A 24,276-nucleotide genomic window follows, 5' to 3' on the forward strand; every position below is an offset into this window, starting at 1 on the left:
ACCGGTGAAGCATCTCGAGGATCTGCCGCTGCGCTCGTTGCAGTTCTATGCAACGGCACCCTATCCCTGCAGCTACCTGCCGGCCCGGCAGGCACGCTCGCAGGTGGCCACGCCCAGCCACCTGATCCATGCCGACGCCTATTCAGAGCTGGTGGCCAAGGGCTTCCGGCGCAGCGGCATGTTCACCTACCGCCCCTATTGCGACGGCTGCCGTGCCTGCGTGCCGCTGCGCATCCTGGTCAATGATTTCCAGCCCACGCGCAGCCAGCGCCGTGCGCGCCGCCGCCACGGCCAGCTGCAGTCGCGCGTGCTGCGCCTGGGCTTTGTGCCCGAGCACTACGAGCTCTACCTGCGCTACCAGGCCGGCCGCCACAGTGGCGGCGGCATGGACCACGACAGCGTCGACCAGTACACCCAGTTTCTGCTGCAGAGCCGCGTCAATTCACGCCTGGTCGAATTCCGCGATCCGCCGCCACCCGACATGCCCGGCAGCCTGGGCGTGCTGCGCATGGTGGCCATCCTCGACGTGCTGAGCGACGGCATCTCGGCCGTCTACACCTTCTACGACCCCGACCCCGCCGCCTGCTACGGCACCTATTGCGTGGTCTGGCAGGTCGAGCAGACGCGCCAGCTCGAGCTGCCCTATGTCTACTTGGGCTACTGGATCGCCGAGAGCCCCAAGATGGCCTACAAGGCCCAGTTCGGGCCGCACGAATTGCTGCGCGACGGCATCTGGCAGCCGCCCGGCTCAGCCGCCGGCTGAGACCCAGCGTTCGCCGTCGCGGTACACGGCGCCCTCGGCCTCCAGCTTGAGCAGATGCGCCAGCAGCGAGCGCTCAGCCATGGCGTGGCGGGCCGGCGGCACATCGTCGTAGACCAAGGGCAGCAACGCCTCGATGGCAAGGGGTGACGCGGCGTGCAGTTGCTCCAGCACCTTGGCCTCGCGGCGCAGGCGGTGGGCGATGAGGGCGCGCACCGCGGCCTGCGGCGCGCCCACCAGGAAGCCGTGGCCCGGGGCCAGCCATTCCAGGTCCAGCTCCAGCAGGCCTCGCAGCGCCGCCAGGTAGGCCGCCATCTCGCCGTCGGGCGGGTTGATGACCACCGTCGAGCCCTGCATCACATGGTCGCCGGTGAAGAGCGTGCGCTCTTCTTCCAGCAGGTAGCACAGGTGGTTGCTGGCGTGGCCGGGCGTGTGGATCACGCGCAGATGGGCGCCACCGGGCAGCGGCAGGCGCTCGCCGCCCTGCAGTTCGATGGTCGGCGCAAAGCCCTCCTCCTGCCACTGCGGGTGGCGGGCGATGCGGCCCAGCACCGGCGCGCCAGTGACCTGCGCCAGCGCCGCCGCGCCCGGCGAGTGATCGCGGTGGGTGTGGGTGACAAGGATGCGGGTGATGCCGCCGGCGCCGGCCGCCAGCAGGGCCTGCAGATGCGACTCGCTCAGCGGCCCGGGGTCGATCACGGTCCAGGCGCCGGGCGCGCCGACGAGGTAGCTGTTGGTGCCGGGGCCGGTCATGGGGCCGGGGTTGGGCGCGGTGAGGCGCAGGATGGTCGGCGACAGCCGCACCGGCGCTCCGGGCCGCAACTCGCAGCTCACGTCGCCGCGGCCTTCGGGGTCGAGACGGGCGATCTCGGCATAGGGCAGCTCGTCGGGCATCACGGTGCGGCGGCCGCGCGACGAAGTGGCGGCGCGGGGCATGATGAGTGGAATGTCCCGCCGCGCCCTCGCCTCGGCCAGCGCCGCCTCGGCAGTGGCCGAGCGGGCCAGGTCCTGCAGCGTGCGCTGGGTCACCGGCAGCAACTTCAGGCCCAGGGCCGGGTCGAGCGCGGCGCGTGGGGCCAGCCACATCAGCGCCTGCGCCTCGCCCCCGTCGGCCTGCGCCTCCTGGCCGGCCGGCGCATGCGCGGCAAAGAAACGGGTGTCGAAGCGCTTGGCCATGCCCGGTGGCGTGAGCCAGTGGCTGTGATAGACCAGGGCCGCGGCGTCCAGGCGCAGGCCGGCGGCGGCGCAGAACTCGGCGATGCCGGCGCTGCCGTCTTGCAGGCGATTGCGCCAAGGCTGCAGCGCCGCGAGGTCGAAGCTGCCGTTGGCGAGCAGCAGACCCACTTCCTCGAAGGTCTCGCGCAGCGCCGCCACCACATAGTCCAGCCCCCCTTGGCGCAGGCCCAGGCGGGCGCTGGTGCCGGCATCGTCAGCGCCATCGCACAGGCCGTGGGCCTCGCGGTCGCGGGCGTCGAGCACGCCGCCCGGGAAGACGGCGGCACCGCCGCGGTGGTCGCCCTCGCGCTCGGCGCGGCGCAGCATCAGCACTTCCAGGCCGTCGGCGCCGTCGCGCAGCAGCAGCAGCGAAGCGGCGCGGCGCGCGTCGGCCGGCGTGGCGTGGCCGCTCACCGCGCCACCCCGGCGGCCCGGAGCGCGGCGATCTCGGCGGCGCCGAAGCCGGCCTCGCGCAAGACTTCGTCCGTATGCTGGCCGAGTTCGGGCGCCGGCCGCGGCAGGGCCGCCGGCGTGCGGTCGAAGCGCGGCGCTGCGGCGGGCTGCACGACGCCGTCGATCTCGACGAAGGCGGCGCGTTCGCGCGCATGGGGGTGCTGCGGCGCCTCGGCCAGGCTGAGCACCGGCGCGAAACAGGCGTCGCTGCCTTCGAGGCGCGCACACCACTCGTCGCGCGTGCGCTGGCGCAACGCGGCAGCGATGGCCGCGCGCATCTCGGGCCACAGGCGGCGCTCGTACTGGCCCTGCACGAAGCGTTCATCGAGGGCCAGCACCCGCGCCAGCTGGGCAAAGAACTTGGGCTCCAGCGCGCCCACGCTGACCCAGCGGCCGTCGGCCGTCTCGTAGCAGGCGTAGAAGGGCGCGCCACCGTCGAGCAGGTTGTGGCCGCGCGGCTCGTTCCAGCCGCCGCCGGCGCTCAATCCGTAGAAGAGGCCGGCCAGCGCGGCAGCGCCGTCCACCATCGCCGCGTCGACCACCTGGCCGCGGCCCGAGCGCTGGCGCTCGAACAGCGCCGCCAGCACGCCGAAGGCGAGGAACATCGCGCCGCCGCCGTAGTCGCCCACCAGGTTGAGCGGCGGCACGGGCGCGCCGCCGGCCGGGCCTATGGCACCGAGCACGCCGCTGAGCGCGACGTAGTTGATGTCGTGGCCGGCGGCGCTGGCCAGCGGCCCGGTCTGGCCGAAGCCGGTCATGCGGCCATAGACCAGGCGCGGGTTGCGCGCCTGGCAGTCGGCCGGGCCCAGGCCCAGTTTTTCCATCACGCCCGGGCGCAGGCCCTCGATCAGCACATCGGCGCCGTCGGCCAGGCGCAGCACGGCGGCGCGCCCGGCCGCGGCCTTGAGGTCCAGCACCACCGAGCGCCGGCCGCGCGCATTGACATCGTGCTGGCGCGCCATCGCCAGGCCCAGGCCGCTGGGCTCGGGGCGGTCGACGCGCACGACATCGGCGCCCAGGTCCGACAGCAGCATGCCGCACAGCGGCACCGGGCCGATGGCGGCGATCTCGACCACGCGCAGGCCTTGCAGCGGCCCGCTCATTGCCAAAGGCTCCTCAATCGGCTTCCTCGACGAAGTGGCGGCGCGCCCGGCGCAGCGAGAGATAGACCAGGCCCGCCACCAGCGGCACCGACAGGCCCATGGTCAGCTCGGGGTCGAGCTTCAGTCCGCCGGCCTTGACGCCCTTGGCGACATAGCCCACCAGGCCCACCAGGTAGTAGGCGATGGCCGCCACCGAAAGGCCTTCCACCGTCTGCTGCAGCCGCAGCTGCAGACGGGCGCGCCGGTTCATCGAGGCCAGCAAGGCCTGGTTCTGGCGCTCGCGAGCGATGTCCACGCGCGTGCTCAGCAGCGCGCTGGCCTGGGCCACGCGCTCCGACAGGTCGTGCAGGCGCGACGACACCGTCAGCACCGTGGCCACGGCCGGCTCGAAGCGGCGGCCCATGAAGCCGCCAATGGTGGACAGGCCGGCGATGCGCGTCTCGCGCAGCTCGGCGATGCGCGTGCGCACCAGCTCGGCATAGGCGCGGCAGGCGCCGAAGCGGAACTGGCTCGCCGCCAGGCCGCTCTCGACCTCGGCCGCCAGGCGGGTGAGATCGTGCAGCAGCGCCTCGTCGGCGCCCTCGTCGCGCGCAATGCCATCGGTGAGCGTGGCCAAGGCTTTCTCGATGGCCACGATGCGCGGCGCCTGGCGGCGCGCGATGGGCAGGGCCAGCAAGGCCATCATGCGGTAGGCCTCGATCTCGAACAGGCGCTGCACCAGGCGGCCGGCGGCGCGCGGCTGCAGGCCGCGGCGGCCCAGCAGCAGAAAGCGCGAGCAGCCGTCGCCGTGGATGCGGAAGTCGGTATAGACCTGGGCGTCGCCGTCGGCGGTTTCGGCGCCGACCACCAGGTGGTCCTCGAAATGGCGCGCCAGCTCGGCGTCGTCGGGCAACTGGGCCGGCGCCTCAACCAGCGTCGCGTGGGCTGACATCAGCGTCAGCCCCGGCAGGCCGCGCAGCCAGCCCTCGGGCAGCAGCGAGGCCGCCGGCTCGGCAAAGGGTGTGCGTTCTTCGCCCGGTGCCACCAGGGTCCAGGACGAGAACTCGCCGTGGCGCTCCCACTTCAGGCGCAGGCCACCCAGGCGGGCGCTGAAATGCGTGGCGTCGCGCGCCGGGCCGGCCACCGCATAGCGCTCGCACAGCCGGGCCAGATGGGCGGCCTCGTGTTCGCGCTCATCGACGTCGACCAGCAGCGCCAGGTAGGTGGCGCGCGCCGGCATGGGCATGGGCTCGGGCGGCCGCGCATGCACTTCCTCGGCCAGCGCGAAGCGCTCCGGGTGGTCGTGGGGCAGCAGGCTCACGGTCGGCGGCCGGACGCAGCGGCCGGCACATCAGCGAGGGTCGTCAGGTGCGGCATGGCGGGCGGCTGGGATGGGGCGGGCAGTATATCGAGCGCCATCCCCGGCCAGCGCCTGCCTAAACTGGCGCGATGAGCACACCGCCCGCCGCGCCGCCGCCCGCGGCCATCGCCCAAGCTGCCGCCCTTATCGCCGAGGCCCGGGCCCTGGTGGTGGGCGCCGGTGCCGGCATGGGCATCGACTCCGGACTGCCCGACTTTCGCGGCCCCGGCGGCTTCTGGAAGGCCTATCCGGCGCTGGGCCGCCAAGGCCTGGCCTTCGAGGAAGTGGCCAGCCCCGCCACCTTCGAGCGCGACCCGGCTCTGGCCTGGGGCTTCTACGGCCACCGGCTCGCGCTTTACCGCCGCACCGTGCCGCATGCCGGCTTCCAGATCCTGCGCCGCTGGGGCCAGCGCATGGCGCAGGGCGCCGTGGCCTACACCTCCAACGTCGACGGCCATTTCCAGGCCGCCGGCTGGAACACGGTGGCCGAATGCCACGGCTCCATCCACCACCTGCAGTGCAGCCGGCCCTGCAGCCGCGAGATCTGGTCGGCCGACGATTTCGTGCCCGAGGTCGACGAGGCGGCCTGCCGCCTCGTCAATGCGCCGCCGCGCTGCCCGCGCTGCGGCGCCATCGCGCGGCCCAACATCCTGATGTTCGACGACTTCGCCTGGGCCGGCCGGCGCACCCGGGACCAGGAGGCCGCCGTGGATTGCTGGCTGAATGAAAAGGCCGAGCGTCTGGTGGTGGTGGAGATCGGTGCCGGTACCGCCATCCCCTCGGTGCGGCGCTTCGGCCAGAGCCTGCTGCGCGCCCACGGCGCGCGTCTGGTGCGCATCAACCCGCACGAATCGGCGGTAGCGCGGTCCGAGGACGTGGCCCTGGCCGGGCCGGCGCTGGCGACGCTGCAGGCCTTGGAGCTTGCGCTCGGCTCGGCCTGAGGCTGCTCAGCCGCTGACCTTGCTGAGCTTGACCAGCATCAGCGCCAGCAGCAACAACAGGATCGAAGGCACGACGCGCGTGCGCGCCCGGGAGGGGCCGGCGTCGCCGCCCGTCGTGTCCTGGTGTGACAGCGTGTCCATCCTCGCGGGCAAGGTGTCGGACCAGTCGTTGGCTTGGCGTTGGCGGCTCATGGAATCATGTTACCGAATGATTCAGACACGCCGTCCCCCATACCCACGGGGGAATGTGAGGCGGGTGCCACAGAAAAGTGTTACCGACCGGGCCCAAGCCGTTGCGGCCCCGACGGGGGGGCGGGTCAGGCCACCAGCTTCAGGCCCAGCGGCAGCGCCTCGCCAAAGACGCCTCGCTCGCCCTCGGCATCCAGCGCCTGGACCTCGTGAAGGCGCGTGATCCAGCCCGCCGGCGCCTGCACCGCGGCCAGGCGCGCGGCGACGCGCTCGCGCAGGGCCGGGGCCAGGTCGCGCACATGGTCGCCGCTCAGCCGGGCCAGCTGGGCGGCGGCGCTGGCCGCCGCCGGCCTGGCCCTCCAGTCCAGCGCCAGCAGCGCCTCGAGCCAGGCGGCGGCAGTCTCGGCCGGCACCACGCCGTGGGCACTGCCGTAGAAGGGGGTGCGTGCGCCGATGCGGCCCAGGCCCCACAGCGCCCAGGCCCCGCGCGCCGCCGGCTGGCCGCCGTCATGGATCTGGCCCAGCAGCCAGTCGCCGATCTCGGCCTTGTGATCGGAGGGAATGCGTTCCAGCGAGGCGCCCAGGCGCACCATGTCGTCCCAGCCGCCCCGGACCAAACGTGGCGGGCGCGCGATGCCGGCCGCCTCGCCGCGCAGATTGAGGGCGAAATCGTCCAGCAGGCGCAACTGGGCCGCCTCGTCCAGGCCGCCGGCGACGCGCCGCCACAGCGTCCACCACTCGGCGCCGACGCGGGCATCCTGGCCATGCTGCACGCCGGGCTCGAACAGCGGCCAGAGCTGCGCGATGCGCCAGCCGTCCAGCGCCTCGCCGAAGCCGGGGCGAAGGCACCAGCCGGCCAGGCTCAGCCACAGGCGTTCGTGGTCGGCCGAGCGGCGGCGGCCTCGGGCCCGCGCCATCAGCGCGTCGAAAAGGGCGCGCAGCGTTGCCAGCGACCAGCGCTCGCGCTCGCCCAGGCGCCTTTCCAACTCGCCGCGCAGCTGCTTGACGGCGCGCGGGTCGGCGTCGCGGTCGCGCGTGCCGAAAACCTGCTCGATCAGCGCCAGTGCCTCGACCAGGCGCGGCGCGGCGCCGGCCGGCGCCACCGTCTCGCCGTCGCTGCGCAGCTGGAACTCGAACTGCCAGCGCCGCGCCGCATCATCGCTGGCGATGCAGTGCAGCTCCAACGTGCCGACCTCGGTGAGCGTGGCGGCCAGTTGCACCGGAATCTCGCGCCGCCTGTGAACGCCCGGCCCGTCGTCATCCGCGCTGCGCACCACGGTGGCCAGCGGTGGCAAGGGCTGGATGTCGGTGCCGGCGAGGTCGACGAGCTCGCCGCACGCAAAAGGCCGGCCCTGGGCACCCACCGTCGTCGACACCAGGTGCAGGCGCACCGGCTCGCCGCTGCGCAGCGCAAAGCTGCGCCCGACCAGGGCAAGCTCGCGCCCTTCCTCGCTGCCCTGCGGCAGCACGCAGACACCGCGCCGCTCGCCCGCTGCCGCCGCAGCGCCGCCCGCGCCATCGAGCAGCAGAAAGTAGCTGCGCGCCGAGCCACCGCCGATGCGCGGCGCCTTGCCCTGGCGCGCCAGCGCGTAGGCGACGGCGCCGCGCGCCACGGCCAGATCGGTGTCGGGGTTGTGCAGAAGCCGAAGCGGCGCGCCGCGCCAGGCCGCCAGCACCGCCTGCAGGCGATCACGCAGCGCTGCGGCATGGAAGACGCCGCCGTTGAGCAGCAGCGCATCGGGCCAGCCGGCCTCGGCATGCTGGCGCAGGAAGGCCGCGATGTGGCGCGTCACCGCGGCGTCGCTGGCATAGGGCAGGCCGAAGCTGACCAGGCCGCCGGCGCGCTCTCGCCGCGGCTGGGCATCGGGCTCAACTTGAGGGAAGAAGCCGTCGACGACCAGGCTTTCGACCTCGGCGCGCGTCAGGTCGACTGAGCGCGCACCGCCTATCAGGCGGCTGCCGGCGCCCAGCAGTGTGAGCTTGGCGCTGGCCGGCGCGTCGTCGGCCAGCAGGCTTTCCTTGGCCGCGCGGCAGCGTTCGATGAGTTGGGCCAGCGGGCCCGGCGTCAGCGCCGGCTGCCCGCCCTCCGCCAGCCGCGCCGCCGCCGCGTGGGCCAGGGCCAGATCCATGTTGTCGCCGCCCAGCATCAGGTGGCGACCGATGGCGATGCGCGAAAGCTGCGGCGCACCGCCCTGCCCCGCGCCCGGCTCCACGCGCAATAGGCTGAGATCGGTGGTACCGCCTCCGACATCGCAGACCAGCACCAGGCGCACGCCCTCCAGCGCCGCGGCGAGATCGCCACGGTGGCGGTAAAGCCAGTCGTACATTGCCGCCTGCGGCTCTTCCAGCAGGCGCAGCGTGGGCAGGCCGGCTTCGCGCGCCGCCTGCAGGGTGAGCGCGCGTGCCGCGTCGTCGAAGGAGGCCGGCACCGTGAGCACGACTTCCTGCGCCTCCAGCGGCTGCTTGGGAAAGCGCTGGTTCCAGGCCGCGCGCACATGGGCCAGGTACCCAGCACTGGCCGCCACCGGCGAGACCTGGGCCGTGCCGGCCGACGCACCCCAGGGCAGGATGGCCGCCTGGCGGTCGACCGCGGCGTGCGAAAGCCAGCTCTTGGCGCTGGCCACCAGCCGGCCCGGCACCTGGGCGCCCAACGTGCGCGCCCAGGCGCCCATCACCGCACCATCGTCATCGCCGGCCGCACCCCAGGGCAGGGCGCGCTCGGCGGCGGCGATCTCGCCAGGCGCCGCCTGATAGCGCAGCGAGGGCAGCAGCGGCCGCGCCGCCACCTCGCCGGCGGCGACGAGCTGGTCGATCTGGAACAGCTTCACCACGCCGGCCTGCTCGTAGGCGACGACGGTGTGGGTGGTGCCGAGATCGATGCCGACGCGGGCGCGTCGGGAGGGCGTGGCGCGCGTCGCCACCGGGGTCAGTCCGGGGTCTGGCCGCGCATGTCGAACTCGACCTTCCAGCGCTCGGCGCCGCCGCGGGCGACGGCCTCGATCTGCAGCGTGCCGGCCTCGGAGACGCGGGCATGCAGGCGCACCGGCACGATATCGCCGGCGTGGCGGCCCTCGGGCGGCAGGTTGGCCGAGATCGCCTCCAGCTCCTGCAGCTCATCGGCCGTCCAGGCCTCGAGCTGGGTGCCGACCGTGTCCTGGCGCCGCACCGACGAGGCGAAGAAGCGGAAATGCACTTGCTCGCCGACGCGCAGGCCCAGCTCCAGCGCCGGCAGCTCGGCCTCGCTGCCCTCTTCCATGCCGAAGGGCGCGACACACAGCGCCTGCATGGGCGGGTCGAAGCCGGGCACGGCCGGCATCGTCGATTCCACCGCCACGTAGTAGGCGAAGGCCGTGCCGCCGCGTATGCGCACGCCGCCGCCGCGCCGCACATGGCCGTAGTAGGCGGCGCCGCGCGCCACTGCGAGGTCGAGGTCGGCGCCGGCCAGCAGCCGTGCCGGCGCCGCGCCCTCGGCGGCCAGCCACTGGTTGAGCGTGGCCAGCGTGCGCTCGGCCAGCAGCGGCGACTTGAAGACGCCGCCGTTGAAGAGCACGGCGGTCGGGTGGATGAAGCTGGCTGCGCTGCCCAGCCGTTCGGCAAAGCCGGGCAGCTCGGCCACGGCGCCGAGCTGGCGGCCCAGGAAGGCGGCCAGGTGGCGCGTCACCGCGGCATCCTGCGCATAGGGCAGGCCGAGCTGGGCCAGGCCCGAGCGCATCCGCGTCTGCGGCCTCGCCGCGGCGTCCACGGCGGGGAAGAAGCCTTCGAGGATGAGCGCGCTGACTTCTTCGCCGGTCAGCTCGGTGCGCAGCGAGCCGCCGATGAGCCGGCTGCCGCGGCTGGGCACGACGATGGGCTGGGCCGGCGCGCCAGGTTCGGCCAGCAGCTTTTCCTTGGCCGCGCGGCAGGCCAGCGTCAGCGCGCGCAGCTGCCAGGCGTCCAGCGTGTGGCCGGCGGCGGCCAGCTTGCGCGCCACGGCGTGGGCCAGCGCCAGGTCCATGTTGTCGCCGCCGAGCAGGATGTGCTCGCCCACGGCAACGCGGTGCAGTTCCAGGTTGCCGGCAGCCTCCGCCACCGCGATGAGCGAGAAATCGCTGGTGCCGCCGCCGACGTCGATGACCAGCAGCACGTCGCCCGGCCGCACCTGCTTGCGCCACTGGCGGCCGCCCGTCTGCAGCCAGCTGTAGAGCGCCGCCTGCGGCTCTTCCAGCAGCGTCGGCGCCGGGTAGCCGGCGGCACGCGCCGCCTCCACCGTGAGCTCGCGCGCCGCGGGGTCAAAGGAGGCGGGGATGGTGACCGTCACGTCCTGGGCCGCGAAGGACGCGTCGGGGTGGGCCTGGTCCCAGGCGCTGCGCAGGTGTTCCAGGTAGCGCGTCGAGGCCGCCAGCGGCGAGATGCGCGCCACCTCGGGCGGTGCTTCGTGCGGCAGGATGGCGCCGCGGCGGTCGACGCCGGGGTGGCAGAGCCAGCTCTTGGCGCTGCTCACCAGGCGGATGGGCGTGGCGGCGCCGCGCCGTCGCGCCAGCTCGCCCACCGCATCGCGCCCCGCGTCACCCCAGGGCAGGGCCAGCTCGCCCGCGGCCAGTTCGTCGGCATGCGGCAGGTAGAGGAAGGAAGGCAGCAGCGGCCTCGTCTCGACCACGCCGGGGTCGGTGAGCTGGGGAATGTCAAGCACGCCGTGTACCGTGGTCTCGCCGTCGCTGGCGCCGATGTCGACCCAGGACAGGGCGCTGTGCGTGGTGCCGAGGTCGATGCCGATGGCGTAGCGCGGGCCGTCGGCGGCGGCAGCCGCAGCCTTGCGGGCCGTCGTCACAGCTCGACCTCGGCCGGCGCCAGCACGCGCGTGTCGTGGCCCTCGGCCAGGCGGGGCAGGCGCGTCTCGGTGACGCGCCAGCCGCGGTGGCTGAGGCTGCCGCTGAAGGGCGGCTGGCCGACGACGTTGCCGGTCAGGCGCACGGCGCCGGCGTCGAAGCCGGCGGCCAGCGTGATGCGGCTGCCCTCGGCCTCGCTGCGCACCGGGGCAATCGTGAAGTGCTCGGCCAGCACCTTGGCGCAGCCCTGGTGTACCAGGCGGGCGGCGGCGCCGATCTGGGCGTCGTCGTAGCCGGCCAGGCTCTCGCCGCAGAAGTCGATCAGGCGCGCCTCGCGTTGCAGCAGGGCCAGCAACTGCAGCGCGGCGTCGGGCACCACGGTCTTGAGCGGCGGTGATGCGGGTGATGCAGCGGGCGGCGCGCTGGGCGCGGCGGCCGGCGCCGGGGCTTGCCCCGGCGCGCTGCGCAGCGCCGCATAGCGCGCGGCCAGGCGGGCATCGCCCAGGATGGCGAAGAAGGCGCCGAAGGCAAGCGCCAGGCGCTGGGCCAGCGAAGGCGTGGGGGTGGGGGCTTGGATCACGGCAGGCTCCGGCTGTGCAGGGGTCAGGGCCGGGGCGCGGGCGCATGGCGCCGGCCCGGGCGATCCCGGGGTGCAACGATGTTGCAGCGCAACATTCTAGAGGAGGGCCCTGCCCCTCCCGGCCAGACGGGGAAGATCAGGCCGGGGCCAGGTGGGCCAGCGACTGCGCGGGCGCAGGCGTGGGCGTGGCGCCCTCGCCATCGCGCCAGGCCTGGCGGCTGGTAAAGAGCAGGCTGCAGCCGGTGCAGCGGTAGGTGCTGGTGGGCCTGAGCGCACCGCTGTCGTCCCGGGCAATGACGGGGCGGTAGCTGCGGGTGCCGCAGCGGCGGCAGGCATAGGGCTGGGCGGCTCTCATGGCGTAAGCCCACCCTAACGCCAATGTGCGCCGCAGGTAACCACCTGGTTGTGGGGGGTCGCACCGCCGCGGCGGCGGACTGTGGTCATTCCGTCACGAGGGCGCCGGGCCGGCTCACCAGGCCGTCGTCATGGAAGCAGCAGCTGTTGCCGCCCGCGTGCTTGGCGGCATACATGGCGCGGTCGGCGTGGGCCAGCAGGGCCTCGGCCGTCGCGGCGTCGCCGGGATAGAGTGCCACGCCCAGGCTGGCGCTGATGCCCACCTCCAGGCCGGCCTCGATGCCCGCCACCCGCACCGGCTGGGCCACCGCCTGCAGCAGGCGCTCGAGCACCGAGGCACAGGCGCGGGCGTGGTCAAGGTCGGGCAGCACGGCGACGAATTCGTCGCCGCCCACGCGCGCCAGCGTGTCGCCCTCGCGCAGCGCCGCCCGCATGCGCTCGGCCACTGCCACCAGCAGTTCGTCGCCGGCATCGTGGCCGTGGCGGTCGTTCACCGCCTTGAAGCCGTCGAGGTCGACGAAGACCACGGCCGTGCGCGTGCCGCGCCGCTGCGACTGCGCGATGGCCTGCTGCAGCCGGTCGGCAAGCAGCTCGCGCCGCGGCAGGCTGGTCAGCGCGTCGTAGTTGGCGCGATGCTCGAGATGGTTCTGCCGCTCCTTCATCGAGGTGATGTCGGTGAACAGGCCGACGCAGTGCTGCAGTTCGCCGGCCTCGTCGCGCACCGCGCTGGCGGTGAGCATCACCGCGTAGGACTCGCCGCTCCTGCGCCTCATCCAGACCTCGCCGCTCCATTGGCCGTTGGCCACCAGATCGCGCCACATCGCGGCATAGAAATCCTCGCCCTGGCGGCCGGAGCGGAAATCCTGCAGCCGCCGACCCAGGGCCTCGGCGCGTGCAAAGCCGGTGATGTCGGTGAAGGTCTGGTTGACCTCGATGAGGGCGCCGGCGCCATCGGTGATGGTGATGCCCTCGCGTGCATGGGTGAAGACGCTGGCAGCCAGGCGCAGGCGGTCTTCGGTGGCCTTGCCGTCGCTCACGTCGACATTCGTGCCCAGCACGCGCAGCGGCTCGCCCCGGTCATCGCGGAAGATCTTGGCCACGGACCGGATGTGACGCACCTGGCCGTCGGGCCAGACGATGCGGAACTCGGTGTCGACGGGCGTGCGGCCTTCCATCGCGGCGCGCAGCGCGGTGTCGACGCGCTCGCGGTCGGCCGGGTGCAGCGTGGCGCGCCAGGCCTCGTGGCTGCCGTCGAAGCCGGCGCGCTCCAGGCCGTAGAGCGCGAGCATGGCGTCGTCCCAGACCAGGGCGCGCGCCGCCAGATCCCATTCCCAGATGCCGATGCCGCTGTGGCGCGTGGCCAGCTTCAGCCTTTCCTGCTGGTCGCGCAGTTGCTGCCGCGCCTCTTCCCGCCGCGAGATGTTGCGCCACAACTGCCAGCCCATCGCCAGCAGCACCAGGCTCACCACGGCGGCAATGGCCAGCATCTCGCGCTGGGCGCGGCGCACGGGGGCCAGGCGCTCATCGACGCTGGGGCCGATGACCACGGTGAGCCCGTACTCGGGCAGGCGGTAGTAGCTCGAAAGCCGGTCGACGCCGTCAACCTGGGCCAGGCGCCTGAAGCTGCCCTGCTGGGGTGCGCCGGGGTCGGCATAGGGCGAGGGCTTGACCACCTTGCCGACATACTTCTCCTGCTCGCTGGAGCGCGCCATCACCTCGCCGGTGTCGCGGATCATGCGTGCCGCACCGCCGCTGCCCAGGCCGGCCGCGGCGTAGAAGTTGACGAAGAAATCGGGGTCGACCGAAACCACGATCACGCCCACGCGGCGTGCGCCGTCCAGGATGGGGCGGGCAAGCTGTATCGACCACTTGCCCGAGACCCGTCCGCGCAGGGGCCGGCTCACGAAGAGGCGGTCTTCCTGTCCCTGCAGGGAGACCTGGATGTGCTCGCGGTCGGCAGCGAAAAGCAGCGCCTCGGGCAGGCCGGGGCTGGAGTAGACGACGCGGCCGTCGGTGGCAACCACCGAGGTCTGCAACGCCGAGTGACCGAGGAAGCGCTGGTGAATCTCGGCCTGGCGCGCGAACTCGCCCGGGCTGTACACCCAGATGTCGCGCAGATAGAGAAGGGCGTGGTCGACGTTGCGGAAAGTGCTCGCCGTGTGGTTGGCGAACAACAGGGCCAGGGCGGCGGTTTCGCGCCGCGTTTCCTCCAGGCCCTGGGCCTCGGAACGGGCATTGGTCCACAGCACCGTGGACCAGAGCGCCGCCAACAACATGGCCAGGAGAAGCAGCACATTGCGCCGCACGGCCGGCAGCGCCCGATCAGACGGCATCGAGATCACCGACCGATTATTGGCGCCTCGGCGGGCGCCAACTTTGGCCGCTTCTTAATACTCGGCGGGCGGCACCACCGTGGCGCCGGGCGCCAGGCGCTGCATCGCCCATGCGGCCCAGGCCAGCAGACGGTGGTCGTCGCCGTCACGGCCAACCAGTTGCAGGCCCAGCGGCAAGCCGCCGGCGCCCCGCGCGAAAGGCAGGTGTACGCACGGCAGTCCCAGGGCCGACCAGGGCCGGCAGAAGACCGGGTCGCCGGTGGATTGCAGGCCGGCCGGCGCGCAGCCTGGTGCGCTGGGCGCCAGCAGCACATCGTGGTTGACGAAGAGCGCGTCGACCGGACGCCGCAAGGCCTGCACCTGCGCCCGCATCCCGGCCTGCTCGGCACCGCTGATGGCCAGGCCTTCGGCGAGCAGGGCCTGCAGCGGTGCGCTCAAACGGGCGGCATGGTGCTGGCGCTCCCAGGCCAGGGCGCGCGCCGCCTCGTGGGCCATGAGGGACTTCTGCAGCGGCGCCAGGGCCGCAAAATCCGCCGGCAGCACGACATCGGCGCAGGCCGCGGCCTGCGGCGCCAGCACCGCCAGGGCCTGCGCCCAGGCTGCGCGGGTGTCGGCGTCGGCCAGGGACCAGTCGGGCGTGGGGCAAAGGCCCAGGCGCGGCGCAGCGGTGTCGACGCCGGGCATCAAGCGCTGGTCGCCGGTCAGCACCGCAGCCAGCAGCGCCGCATCCGCAACGCCGCGGGCGAAGAAGCCCACCGTGTCCAGCGTCTCGGCCAGGCTCTTGACGCCACCGCGCGGCAGGCGGCCGAAGCCCGGCTTGAAGCCGACGACGCCGCAGAAGGCGGCCGGGCGGATGACCGAGCCCGCGGTCTGCGTGCCCAGGGCCAGCGGCAGCATGCCAGCGGCCACCGCCGCGGCCGAGCCGCTGGACGAGCCGCCTGGCGTGTGGCCGGGGTTGTGCGGATTGCGGGTGGGTCCGGGCTGGTAGGTGGCGAACTCGGTGGTGACCGTCTTGCCCAGCACGATGGCGCCGGCCTCGCGGCACAGGGCCACGACGGCCGCGTCGGCGCGCGGGCGGTAGCCGGCGTAGATGGGCGAGCCGTAGGCCGTGGGCAGATCGGCTGTGTCTATCAAGTCCTTCACGCCCAGCGGCAGGCCGTGCAGCGGGCCCCGCACGGCACCGGCGTCGAGGACGCGCGCCTGCGCCAGCGCGCCTTCGGCATCAACCACGGCAAAGGCCTGCAGCAGCGGCTCGCGCTCGGCAATGCGTTCCAGGCAGGCGCGCACCAGGGTTTCGGCGCGCAGCTCGCGGCGCTGCAGGCGTTGGGCCAGGGCCCAGGCGCCAGTGGACGGCAGGTCATCGTGGTTCATGGCGGGACAGCTCCTGACGGGCGCCAGCATGGCACGCCCCGCGCATGATCCCACTCAGCGCGGGGCGCCCAGGGCATCGCGCCGCAACAGCTCGCGCCCGGCCTCGAGCTCGCCCTGCTGCCAGTCCAGCAAGGCCAGTTCCTGCCGCTGGCGGCCAGCTCCGCAGGCCGGCATGGCATGGCGAAGCCGCGCGTCCAGGGCCGCCCGCAGCTCGCGCACGAGGGCGCTGCTGCGCTCGGCCGGCCAGCCCAGGCGCTCGCCGATCTGCACGCCGGCCATGGCCGCCGCCGCCGAACGGCCGCGCACGACCAGCATCTCCGCCAGCGCGGCGCAGGCGTCGGCCCGGGTGGCCTGCTGCAAGGCCTCGCCGCCGCAAAGCGTGACCAGCTGCGCACCCAGGGGCGGTGACTCGGCCGCCTCGACCTCGGCCAGCACGGCCAGCACCGTGGCGTGCTCCAACGGCGGCGTGCCTGCGGGCAGCGCGCCCGCCACCAGGCCGGCCAGGGTGCCGGCCCAGGCATCGCCCACCGGCGCCTGGGCGGCACGCCACAAGGCGGCGTCGACGGCAGCAAGGTCGCCAAGCGAGTGCGCCTGGCCGGCCCGCTGCAGCCAGGGCAGGGCCTGCTCGCCATCCAGCCCGGCCCAGTGCTCGGTGGTGATGCGCTGGCAGGCAGCACCGGACTCGACAAAGCTCAGGCCGCCGCCGTGACAGGCGCGATAGGCCAGGCGCTGGACCGCCGGGTCGCGCGACGCAGTGGCGAGGACGGCGAGTGAGTCGACCGCCGCCGCCGCTGGCTGCAGCAGCGCTGCCTCGCTCGCGCCCAGGGCCTCGGCGCAGCGCTGCGCAGTCTCTTCCAGGCCATCGGCCCGGGCGCGGCGGCAGGCGGCATCGGCCTCGATGGCCTGGGCGCGGGCCTCGGCGTCGACGGCGAGGCGGGCGCGCAGGAACAGGTGGGCTGCGCGCACGCGCTCGTCGGCGCTGGCGTCCAGCGCCGCACCCAGGTTCTGCAAGGCACGCTCGCGCAACGCGGCGTCGGGCGCGCAGGCCGCGGCCAAGGGCGGTGGCGGTGCGGCGGCGCTGGCGGGCGCGGTGGCGGTCGGTGGCTCGGCAGGAAGTGGTCTTGAGCCGGGTTCGGCTTCCCGCGGGGCCGGTGCCGCGGCGCTCGCGGGCGCAAGGGCGGGAGCGGTGAGCAGCCGGCCGGGCCGCAGCAGCGCGCCATCCAGGGCAAGCAGCAGCAGGGGCAACAGCACGGCCAGCAGCAACCAGCGCAAGCCGGGATGCCGGCTCGCCGTCGAGGGCAGGAGGGAGGAGGTGGACATCGCCGCGACCATGACGCTTGCCCTCGATGGTGAACTGCCCCGCCGGCCGCGTCCAGACCAGGGGCGTGCCGCGGCGGCGCCGCGCCGGGCTATTCTTCGCGCCGCCCCTGCCCGCCCATCCGCCATGCGCCCGGTCCAGATCTTCATCAGCTACCGCCGCGACGACAGCGCCGGCTATGCCCGCGCCCTTTACGACGAGCTGGCGCGGCATTTCGGCGCCGACCGCGTCTTCATCGATGTCGACGACATCGCGGCTGGCCAGGCCTTTGCCGATGTCATCGCCCAGGCCGTGGGTCAGAGCCGGGTGGTGCTGGTGCTGATAGGCCCGCGCTGGCTGGGCGAGCGCCCCGGGCAGCCGCCACGCCTGGCCGACGCGGGCGACTTCGTCCACCGCGAGATCGCCGGCGCCCTGGCCCAGGGCCTGACCCTTGTGCCGCTGCTGCTGGACGGGGCCCGCATGCCCGAGCCGGCGCTGCTGCCGCCGCCGCTGCGCGCACTGGCCTCGCACAACGCGATGGAGATCAGCCCCACGAACTATGCCGATGCGATGCAGCGCCTGGTGGCCAGGCTGCGCAGTCTGCTCGGCGAGGCGGCGGCGCCGCCGTCGAACCGGCGGCGGCTGGGCCTGGTGGCCGGTGCGGCGGTGCTGGCGGCCGGCAGTGGTGCGGCCTGGCTGTTTCGCGGCACCGGCGCGCCGAAAGCTGCAGTACCGGCGCGCGCCGCGCGGCCCGCCATCAACGGCCGCTGGCAGGCCGAGGTGGACTACGACTGGCCCGGCGCGCACTACGTCGAGCGCTTCGAGTTTTCCGGTGAGGGCGACGAACTGAGCGGCAGCGCCTCCTTCCTGCGCGTCCCGCGCGGCCTGCTGGAAGGCCGCCTGCTGCCCGACGGCCTGAGCTTCATCACCCGCACCACCGAGACCGCCGGCGGCGCCGAGGTCACCGCCACCCACCGCTACCGCGGCCGCCTGGCCGGCGACGAAATTCGCTTCGTGATGCAGACCGAGGGTGGCCTGTCCAGCCATCGGCCCATCGAGTTCATCGCGCGCCGCGTGCCTTGACCACCCACGAAAGGCGATGCGCCGCATGACCGCCCCCTACCCGCCGCGCCGCCCTGCCCGCTCCGGCTTCGTCGCCCTGCGCGGCCTGCGCTATCACCTGCTGCAATGGGGCGATGCGGCCCTGGCCACGCCCGCGCGCCCGCCCCTCGTGCTGCTGCACGGCTGGATGGACGTGGCGGCCTCGTTCCAGTTCGCGGTCGATGCGCTGGCCGCGGTTGAGGGCGATGAAGAAGCGCGCTGGATCATCGCCCCCGACTGGCGCGGCTTCGGCCTCACCGAGGCGCCGGGCGCCGACTGCTACTGGTTCCCCGACTACCTGGCCGATCTCGATGCCCTGCTGGACGTATTGGTGCCGAATGGCGCGGTTGACCTGCTGGGCCACAGCATGGGCGGCAACGTGGCCATGCTCTACGCCGGGCTGCGCCCTCAGCGGGTGCGCCGCCTCGTCAACCTCGAAGGCTTCGGCCAGCCGGCCGGCGAACCCCACCACGGCCCCCGGCGCCTGGTGCAATGGCTGGACGAGCTGAAGCAGCCGCAGCCACTGCGCGGCTACGACGGCGTGGAGGCTGTGGCCGCGCGCCTGATGAAGAACAACCCCCGGCTCGCCCCCGACAAGGCTGCCTGGCTGGCGCCGCACTGGTCGCGCCCTGGGGCCGACGGCCGCTGGCAGATCCTGGGCGACCCGGCGCACAAGCGCGTGAACCCGTATGTCTACCGCGTCGCCGAGGTGCTGGAGACCTGGAAGCTGATCCAGGCCCCCATGCTCTGGGCCGAGGGCGACCTCACCGATGTCAGCCAATGGTGGGGCAACCGCTATCCACGCAGCGAGTTCCTCGAACGCCTGGCCGTCGTAGCGAATGTCGAGCGCGTGACGCTCAGCCCCTGCGGCCACATGCTGCACCACGACCAGCCCGAGGCGCTGGCCGCGCACCTCGCGCGCTTCCTCGGCTGAACGCCTGAGCCAGGTGAGATGGGTGAGAGAATCGCCCGCTTTGCATCGCCTGCAGCATCATCTGCAAACCGGGACCGCCATGGACGTCGAACACATCAACTCGATCGGCACGCTGCTCGCCGATCTGAGTGCCCGCACCGAGCAGCTCCGGGGGTATCTTTGACTACGACCGCAAATCCCTGCGGTTGAACGAGGTCAATGCCGCGCTGGAGAACCCCGCGGTCTGGAACGATCCCAAGCGCGCCCAGGAACTGGGGCGCGAGAAGAAGACGCTGGAGACGGTGGTGCAGACCATCGATCACCTCAGCGGCAACCTCGCCGACAACACCGAGCTCTACGAGATGAGCAAGGCCGAGGACGACTTCGACGGCATCGCCGCGATGGAGGCCGAGGCCCACAAGCTGCGCGAGACAGTCGAGCAGCTCGAGTTCCGCCGCATGTTCAGCAACCCGGCCGATCCGCTGAACTGCTTCATCGACATCCAGGCCGGCGCCGGCGGCACCGAGGCCTGCGACTGGGCCAGCATGCTGCTGCGCCAATACCTCAAGTACTGCGAGCGCAAGGGCTTCAAGGCCGAGGTGCTGGAAGAGACCGAGGGCGACGTGGCCGGCATCCGCAGCGCCACGCTCAAGGTCGAGGGCGAGTACGCCTTCGGCCAGCTGCGCACCGAGACCGGCGTGCACCGCCTGGTGCGCAAGAGCCCCTTCGACAGCAGCGGCGGCCGCCACACCAGCTTTGCCAGCCTCTTTGTCTATCCCGAGATCGACGACACCATCGAGATCGAGATCAACCCGGCCGATGTGCGCATCGACACCTTCCGTGCCAGCGGCGCTGGCGGCCAGCACATCAACAAGACCGACTCGGCGGTGCGCCTCACGCACATCCCCACCAATATCGTGGTGCAGTGCCAGAACGACCGCAGCCAGCACCGCAACCGCGACGAGGCCTGGGCCATGCTCAAGAGTCGGCTCTACGACCACGAGATGCGCAAGCAGCGCGAGGCGCAGCAGAAGCTGGAAGACACCAAGACCGATGTCGGCTGGGGCCACCAGATCCGCAGCTACGTGCTCGACCAGAGCCGCATCAAGGATCTGCGCACCAACGTCGAGATCAGCAACACCCAGAAGGTGCTCGACGGCGACCTCGACACCTTCATCGAAGCCAGCCTGAAGCAGGGCCTTTGAGGCCGCTTCGCCAGGGCGACAAGAACGACATCACGGAGACCACGCCGCATGCGTGAAGCCAGTACTGCCGTCGTCCAGCGCGAAGACTATTCCGCGCCGGCCTTCTTCATCCGCCAGGTCGACCTCACCTTCGACCTCGACCCGGCCAAGACCATCGTGGCCAGCCGGCTGGCGATAGAGCGCAACCCGGCCCAGCCGGCCGGGCCGCTGCGCCTGCACGGCGAAGGCCTGAACCTGCTGCGCGTACAGGCCGATGGCCAGAGCGTCTCGTTCCGCCACGAGGCGGGCGAACTGGTGATCGACAACCCGCCGGCGGCCGCGGCCTTCACGCTCGAGATCCGCAACACCTGCTGCCCCGAGAAGAACACCGAGCTGTCGGGCCTGTACACCAGCGGCGGCGGCTTCTTCACCCAGTGCGAGGCCGAGGGTTTTCGCCGCATCACCTTCTTCCTTGACCGCCCCGACGTGATGGCGGTCTACACCGTCACGCTGCGCGGCGACAAGGCGCGCTTCCCGGTGCTGCTGAGCAATGGCAACCTGGTCGAGCAGGGCGATCTGGACCACGGCCGCCACTACGCCAAGTGGCACGACCCCTTCCCCAAGCCCAGCTACCTGTTTGCGCTGGTGGCGGCACGCCTGGTCTGCCGCGAGCAGCGCATACGCTCGCGCGGCGGCCGCGACCACCTGCTGCAAATCCATGTGCGGCCGGGCGATCTGCAGAAGACCGAGCACGCGATGAACTCGCTCGTGGCCGCCGTGGCCTGGGACGAGGCGCGCTTCGGCCTGGCGCTCGACCTCGACCGCTTCATGGTGGTGGCGGTGGAGGACTACAACGGCGGCGCGATGGAGAACAAGGGGCTCAACCTCTTCAACACCAAGCTGCTGCTGGCCAGCCCGGCCAGCGCCACCGACGACGACTTCGCCGCCATCGAGAGCGTGGTCGGCCACGAGTACTTCCACAACTGGACCGGCAACCGCATCACCTGCCGCGACTGGTTCCAGCTTTCGCTTAAAGAGGGCCTGACGGTCTTCCGCGACCAGGAATTCAGCATGGACATGGCGGGCGATTTCTCGGCCCGCGGCGTCAAGCGCATCGCCGACGTGCAGCGCCTGCGCAGCCTGCAGTTCCCCGAGGACGCCGGCCCGATGGCGCATCCGGTGCGGCCCGACCGCTACCTCGAGATCAACAACTTCTACACCACCACCGTCTACGAAAAGGGCGCCGAGGTGGTGCGCATGATGCACACGCTGGTGGGCCGTGACGGCTTTCGCGCCGGCATGGACCTCTACTTCGCCCGCCACGACGGCCAGGCCGTGACCTGCGACGATTTCGCCCAGGCCATTGCCGACGCCAACCCCGGCAGCGTGCTGGCGCGCCAGCTCGAGGCCTTCAAGCGCTGGTACGGCCAGGCCGGCACGCCGCGCGTCACGGCAAGCGGCACGTTCGACGCCGAGGCGCGGCGCTACACGCTGACCCTGGCGCAGAGCTGCCCGCCCTCGCCCGCCCAGCCCGAGAAGCTGCCCTTCGTGATTCCGGTGGACCTGCGCCTGATCGCCGCCGATGGCACCAAGCTCACGCCGCTGCGCACCCTGGTGCTGGACAGCGCCGAGCAGAGCTGGGTCTTCGACGACATCGCGCAAGCGCCTGTGCCCTCGCTGCTGCGCGGCTTCTCGGCGCCGGTGCGGCTGGACGACGGCCTCACCTCGGCCCAGCGTCTGGTGCTGCTGGCCCACGACTGCGACCCCTTCAACCGCTTCGAGGCCGGCCAGCGCCTTGTGCTCGACGCCCTGCTGGCCGCGCTGCGCGACGGCGGCGCGCCGCGCCTGGACGAAGCGGTGGCCGCCGCGCTGCGCCGCACGCTGCGCGACCCCGGCCTCGCGCCGGCTTTCAAGAAGCTGGTGCTGCTGCCGCCCGCCGAGGCCTACATCGCCGAGCAGCTGACCGTCGTTGACCCGCAGCGCATCCACGCCGTGCGCGAGCACTGGCGCGCGCTGCTGGCAGCCAGCCTGCACGAAGACTGGCTCTGGGCCTGGGAGCAGCACCAGGTGGCCGAGGGCTACAGCCCCGCACCCGATCAGGCCGGCCGCCGCGCGCTGGCCGGCCTGGCGCTGGACATGCTGTGCCTGCACGCCGTGCGCCAGGGCGATGCCACCTGGCCCGGCCGCGCCTACCAGCGCTTCAAGGACGCCGGCAACCTCACCGAGCGCATGGATGCCATTGGCGCCCTCGTCCGCGCGCAATCGCCGCTGGCCGAGCCGGCGCTGGAACGCCTGCACGCCCTGGCCCAGGGCGATGCGCTGATGCTGGACCGCTGGTTCGCCCTGCAGGCCTCGGCACCCGAGCCGGTGGCCGAGCTGCACGGCGAGGCTCCCGGCCGTGTCTTCGCACGCGCCAAGGCCTTGCTCAAGCACCCCGATTTCTCGCTCAAGAATCCCAACCGCACGCGCAGCCTGCTCACCAGCCTGTGCGGCGGCAACCCGGCCGCCTTCCACCGCGCCGACGCCGCCGGCTACGTGCTGTGGGCCGAGCGCCTGATCGAGCTCGACGCCATCAACGCCCATGTCGCCGGGCGCTTTGCGCGCGTGATGGACCGCTGGGCCTCGCTGGCCGAACCCTACCGGCACGCGGCCCGCGAGGCCATCGCCCGCGTGGCCGCCCGCACCGATCTCAGCAACGACGTGCGCGAGGTCGTCACCCGCGCCCTGGAGAACGCATGAAACGTGTCAGCCTCACCCGCTACCTGGTCGAGCAGCAGCGCGAGCACGGCCATATCCCGCCCCAGCTGCGCCTGCTCATCGAGGTTGTCGCGCGTGCCTGCAAGCACATCGCGATCTCGGTCAACAAGGGCGCCCTGGGCGAACTGCTGGGCACGGCCCACACCGAGAACGTGCAGGGCGAGGTGCAGAAGAAGCTCGACGTCATCAGCAACGAGGTGCTGATCGAGGCCAATGAATGGGGCGGCCACCTGGCGGCCATGGCCAGCGAGGAAATGGACAGCATCCACGTCGTGCCCAACCGCTACCCGCAGGGCGAGTACCTCCTGCTGTTCGACCCGCTGGACGGCAGCAGCAACATCGACGTCAATGTCTCCATCGGCACCATCTTCAGCGTGCTGCGCAAGGTGGGCCATGCGCGCGGCGTGAGCGAGGAAGACTTCCTGCAGCCCGGCAAGCAGCAGGCCGCCGCCGGCTACTGCGTCTACGGCCCGCAGACCACCCTGGTGCTGACGCTGGGCGACGGCGTCGCGCTGTTCACGCTCGACCGCGAGACCGGCTCCTGGGTGCTCACCGAAGACCAGATGCGCATTCCCGAGGACACCAAGGAATTCGCCATCAACATGAGCAATGCCCGCCACTGGGCCGAGCCGGTGACGCGCTACATCGCCGAATGCACGGCCGGCAAGGAAGGCCCGCGCGGCAAGGACTTCAACATGCGCTGGGTCGGCAGCATGGTGGCCGACGTACACCGCATCCTGGCGCGCGGCGGCGTCTTCCTCTACCCCTGGGACCGGCGCGACCCCGACAAGCCGGGCAAGCTGCGCCTGATGTACGAGGCCAACCCGATGGCCTTCATCGTCGAGCAGGCCGGCGGCATGGCCACCGACGGCCGTCAGCGCATCATGGACATCGTGCCGACCAAGCTGCACGAGCGCGTGGCCGTGGTGCTGGGCTCGCGCAACGAGGTCCAGCGCGCCACCGAGTACCACGCCGGCTGAGCGGCGCCACGGCAGGCCGGGCCCGGCCAGGGCGCCGCTTCAGCCGCCCAGGAAATCGCGCTTGCCCAGTTCAACCCCCGCGTGGCGCAACAGGGCGTAGGTGGTGGTGAGGTGGAAGTACAGATTGGGCAGCACGAAGTGGCGCAGGTAGTCCTCGCCGGTGAAGCGCAGTTCGCCGACGCGCATCTGCATCACGATCTCGCGCCCTTCGCTGCCGTCGATCTGGGCCGAGGCAAAGCCTTGCACGTAGTCGATGGTGCGCCTGATGCGCGCGCGCAAGTCATCGAACGTAGCCTCGTTGTCGTCCCACTTGGGCACCTCGACGCCGGCCAAGCGCGCCATGCAGCCCTTGACGGCGTCGCTGGCGATCTGGATCTGGCGCGTGAAGGGCAGCATGTCGGGCGCCAGGCGCAGGCCCAGGTAGTTGGCGGAGTCGAACTTGCGCGCCTCGGCATGGGCCTGGGCCTTGTCCAGCCAGAGCAGGGCATTGCCCAGCATACGGGTGAAAACGGGCGCGCTGGCGGCATGCATCGAAAGGCTCATGGGGTCTCCGGGCTGATGTGGGGAGGCGCATGCTAGCGCCGTACGGCCGGCGGCGCCG

Annotated in this window: 19 protein-coding genes; 7 read left to right on the forward strand and 12 right to left on the reverse strand. The window is 72.5% G+C overall.

Annotated elements, in window-relative coordinates:
• Positions 1–4: 4 nt before the first annotated feature.
• Positions 5–763 carry an arginyltransferase gene (locus JMV16_RS22085; protein ID WP_201496479.1) on the forward strand — a complete coding sequence of 253 codons (759 nt, stop codon included), beginning with the start codon at positions 5–7 and terminating at the stop codon, positions 761–763.
• Here JMV16_RS22085 and JMV16_RS22090 read toward each other — a convergent pair.
• From JMV16_RS22090 to JMV16_RS22100, 3 genes are read right to left on the reverse strand one after another with little or no spacing between them, the layout of a single operon-like run.
• Entirely contained in the window at positions 749–2,389 is a 1,641-nt protein-coding gene (locus tag JMV16_RS22090; RefSeq protein ID WP_201496480.1) for an MBL fold metallo-hydrolase, read from the reverse strand. The two genes, JMV16_RS22085 and JMV16_RS22090, sit on opposite strands and share 15 nt — an antisense overlap.
• Positions 2,386–3,531 (reverse strand): CaiB/BaiF CoA transferase family protein, encoded by a 1,146-nt coding sequence (locus JMV16_RS22095; protein WP_201496481.1) that lies wholly within the window; start codon positions 3,529–3,531, stop codon positions 2,386–2,388. Before JMV16_RS22095 ends, JMV16_RS22090 begins: the two co-directional genes overlap by 4 nt.
• A 13-nt stretch (positions 3,532–3,544) precedes the next feature.
• On the reverse strand, positions 3,545–4,831 hold the full coding sequence (locus JMV16_RS22100) for a DUF3422 family protein (RefSeq protein ID WP_201496482.1): 1,287 nt from the start codon (positions 4,829–4,831) through the stop codon (positions 3,545–3,547).
• Positions 4,832–4,959: 128 nt separating this feature from the next.
• Here JMV16_RS22100 and JMV16_RS22105 point away from each other — a divergent pair, with 128 nt between their 5' ends.
• Positions 4,960–5,811, forward strand: a complete 852-nt coding sequence (locus JMV16_RS22105; RefSeq protein ID WP_201496483.1) for an SIR2 family NAD-dependent protein deacylase — start codon at positions 4,960–4,962, stop codon at positions 5,809–5,811.
• 6 nt (positions 5,812–5,817) lie between these two features.
• Here the strand turns inward: JMV16_RS22105 and JMV16_RS22110 are convergent, their stop codons facing one another.
• From JMV16_RS22110 to JMV16_RS24555, 8 genes are all read right to left on the reverse strand, one after another.
• Complete coding sequence (locus JMV16_RS22110) at positions 5,818–6,003, reverse strand: hypothetical protein (protein ID WP_201496484.1); 186 nt, start codon at positions 6,001–6,003, stop codon at positions 5,818–5,820.
• A 125-nt stretch (positions 6,004–6,128) separates the two neighbouring features.
• Positions 6,129–8,921 carry an Hsp70 family protein gene (locus JMV16_RS22115; protein WP_201496485.1) on the reverse strand — a complete coding sequence of 931 codons (2,793 nt, stop codon included), beginning with the start codon at positions 8,919–8,921 and terminating at the stop codon, positions 6,129–6,131.
• A 5-nt stretch (positions 8,922–8,926) separates the two neighbouring features.
• Complete coding sequence (locus JMV16_RS22120; RefSeq protein ID WP_201496486.1) at positions 8,927–10,807, reverse strand: Hsp70 family protein; 1,881 nt, start codon at positions 10,805–10,807, stop codon at positions 8,927–8,929.
• Positions 10,804–11,382, reverse strand: coding sequence for a DUF2760 domain-containing protein (locus JMV16_RS22125; protein WP_201496521.1), 579 nt, complete (start codon positions 11,380–11,382; stop codon positions 10,804–10,806). Before JMV16_RS22125 ends, JMV16_RS22120 begins: the two co-directional genes overlap by 4 nt.
• A gap of 139 nt (positions 11,383–11,521) precedes the next feature.
• Positions 11,522–11,740 carry a hypothetical protein gene (locus JMV16_RS22130; protein ID WP_201496487.1) on the reverse strand — a complete coding sequence of 73 codons (219 nt, stop codon included), beginning with the start codon at positions 11,738–11,740 and terminating at the stop codon, positions 11,522–11,524.
• 85 nt (positions 11,741–11,825) lie between these two features.
• Positions 11,826–14,072: a diguanylate cyclase domain-containing protein gene (locus JMV16_RS22135; protein ID WP_236580659.1), complete on the reverse strand. Its 2,247-nt coding sequence runs from the start codon at positions 14,070–14,072 to the stop codon at positions 11,826–11,828.
• Positions 14,073–14,126: 54 nt separating this feature from the next.
• The gene (locus tag JMV16_RS22140; RefSeq protein ID WP_201496489.1) at positions 14,127–15,443 is read right to left on the reverse strand and encodes an amidase; all 1,317 of its coding nucleotides are present in this window, start codon (positions 15,441–15,443) and stop codon (positions 14,127–14,129) included.
• A gap of 54 nt (positions 15,444–15,497) precedes the next feature.
• Positions 15,498–16,763 carry a hypothetical protein gene (locus JMV16_RS24555; protein WP_201496490.1) on the reverse strand — a complete coding sequence of 422 codons (1,266 nt, stop codon included), beginning with the start codon at positions 16,761–16,763 and terminating at the stop codon, positions 15,498–15,500.
• 124 nt (positions 16,764–16,887) lie between these two features.
• On the opposite strand from JMV16_RS24555, the gene JMV16_RS22150 reads away from it, so the two are divergent.
• From JMV16_RS22150 to JMV16_RS22170, 5 genes are all read left to right on the forward strand, one after another.
• The gene (locus tag JMV16_RS22150; RefSeq protein WP_201496491.1) at positions 16,888–17,823 is read left to right on the forward strand and encodes a toll/interleukin-1 receptor domain-containing protein; all 936 of its coding nucleotides are present in this window, start codon (positions 16,888–16,890) and stop codon (positions 17,821–17,823) included.
• Positions 17,824–17,848: 25 nt separating this feature from the next.
• On the forward strand, positions 17,849–18,775 hold the full coding sequence (locus tag JMV16_RS22155; RefSeq protein ID WP_201496492.1) for an alpha/beta fold hydrolase: 927 nt from the start codon (positions 17,849–17,851) through the stop codon (positions 18,773–18,775).
• Positions 18,776–18,854: 79 nt separating this feature from the next.
• A protein-coding gene (gene prfB / locus JMV16_RS22160) for a peptide chain release factor 2 (protein ID WP_201496493.1) occupies positions 18,855–19,959 on the forward strand; the annotation gives its coding sequence in 2 pieces (ribosomal slippage) (positions 18,855–18,935 and positions 18,937–19,959; 1,104 coding nt in all).
• A gap of 48 nt (positions 19,960–20,007) precedes the next feature.
• A complete protein-coding gene (gene pepN / locus JMV16_RS22165) occupies positions 20,008–22,677 on the forward strand; it encodes an aminopeptidase N (RefSeq protein ID WP_201496494.1) in 2,670 nt (889 codons plus the stop codon).
• Entirely contained in the window at positions 22,674–23,675 is a 1,002-nt protein-coding gene (locus JMV16_RS22170; RefSeq protein WP_201496495.1) for a class 1 fructose-bisphosphatase, read from the forward strand. The genes pepN and JMV16_RS22170 overlap by 4 nt, the downstream gene beginning before the upstream one ends.
• A 39-nt stretch (positions 23,676–23,714) precedes the next feature.
• Here the strand turns inward: JMV16_RS22170 and JMV16_RS22175 are convergent, their stop codons facing one another.
• Positions 23,715–24,218, reverse strand: a complete 504-nt coding sequence (locus JMV16_RS22175) for a DUF1993 family protein (RefSeq protein ID WP_201496496.1) — start codon at positions 24,216–24,218, stop codon at positions 23,715–23,717.
• Positions 24,219–24,276: the final 58 nt, after the last annotated feature.

Source organism: Rubrivivax sp. A210 (assembly GCF_904426505.1).
Classification (GTDB): domain Bacteria; phylum Pseudomonadota; class Gammaproteobacteria; order Burkholderiales; family Burkholderiaceae_C; genus Rubrivivax.

Bases quoted from the DNA above. Each gene is read 5' to 3' on its own strand.
- JMV16_RS22135 (WP_236580659.1), bottom strand. From the start codon at position 14,072: ATGCCGTCTGATCGGGCGCTGCCGGCCGTGCGGCGCAATGTGCTGCTT.
- JMV16_RS22155 (WP_201496492.1), top strand. From the start codon at position 17,849: ATGACCGCCCCCTACCCGCCGCGCCGCCCTGCCCGCTCCGGCTTCGTC.
- JMV16_RS22150 (WP_201496491.1), top strand. From the start codon at position 16,888: ATGCGCCCGGTCCAGATCTTCATCAGCTACCGCCGCGACGACAGCGCC.
- JMV16_RS22105 (WP_201496483.1), top strand. From the start codon at position 4,960: ATGAGCACACCGCCCGCCGCGCCGCCGCCCGCGGCCATCGCCCAAGCT.
- JMV16_RS24555 (WP_201496490.1), bottom strand. From the start codon at position 16,763: ATGTCCACCTCCTCCCTCCTGCCCTCGACGGCGAGCCGGCATCCCGGC.
- JMV16_RS22170 (WP_201496495.1), top strand. From the start codon at position 22,674: ATGAAACGTGTCAGCCTCACCCGCTACCTGGTCGAGCAGCAGCGCGAG.
- JMV16_RS22140 (WP_201496489.1), bottom strand. From the start codon at position 15,443: ATGAACCACGATGACCTGCCGTCCACTGGCGCCTGGGCCCTGGCCCAA.
- JMV16_RS22175 (WP_201496496.1), bottom strand. From the start codon at position 24,218: ATGAGCCTTTCGATGCATGCCGCCAGCGCGCCCGTTTTCACCCGTATG.
- JMV16_RS22130 (WP_201496487.1), bottom strand. From the start codon at position 11,740: ATGAGAGCCGCCCAGCCCTATGCCTGCCGCCGCTGCGGCACCCGCAGC.
- pepN (WP_201496494.1), top strand. From the start codon at position 20,008: ATGCGTGAAGCCAGTACTGCCGTCGTCCAGCGCGAAGACTATTCCGCG.
- JMV16_RS22110 (WP_201496484.1), bottom strand. From the start codon at position 6,003: ATGAGCCGCCAACGCCAAGCCAACGACTGGTCCGACACCTTGCCCGCG.
- JMV16_RS22095 (WP_201496481.1), bottom strand. From the start codon at position 3,531: ATGAGCGGGCCGCTGCAAGGCCTGCGCGTGGTCGAGATCGCCGCCATC.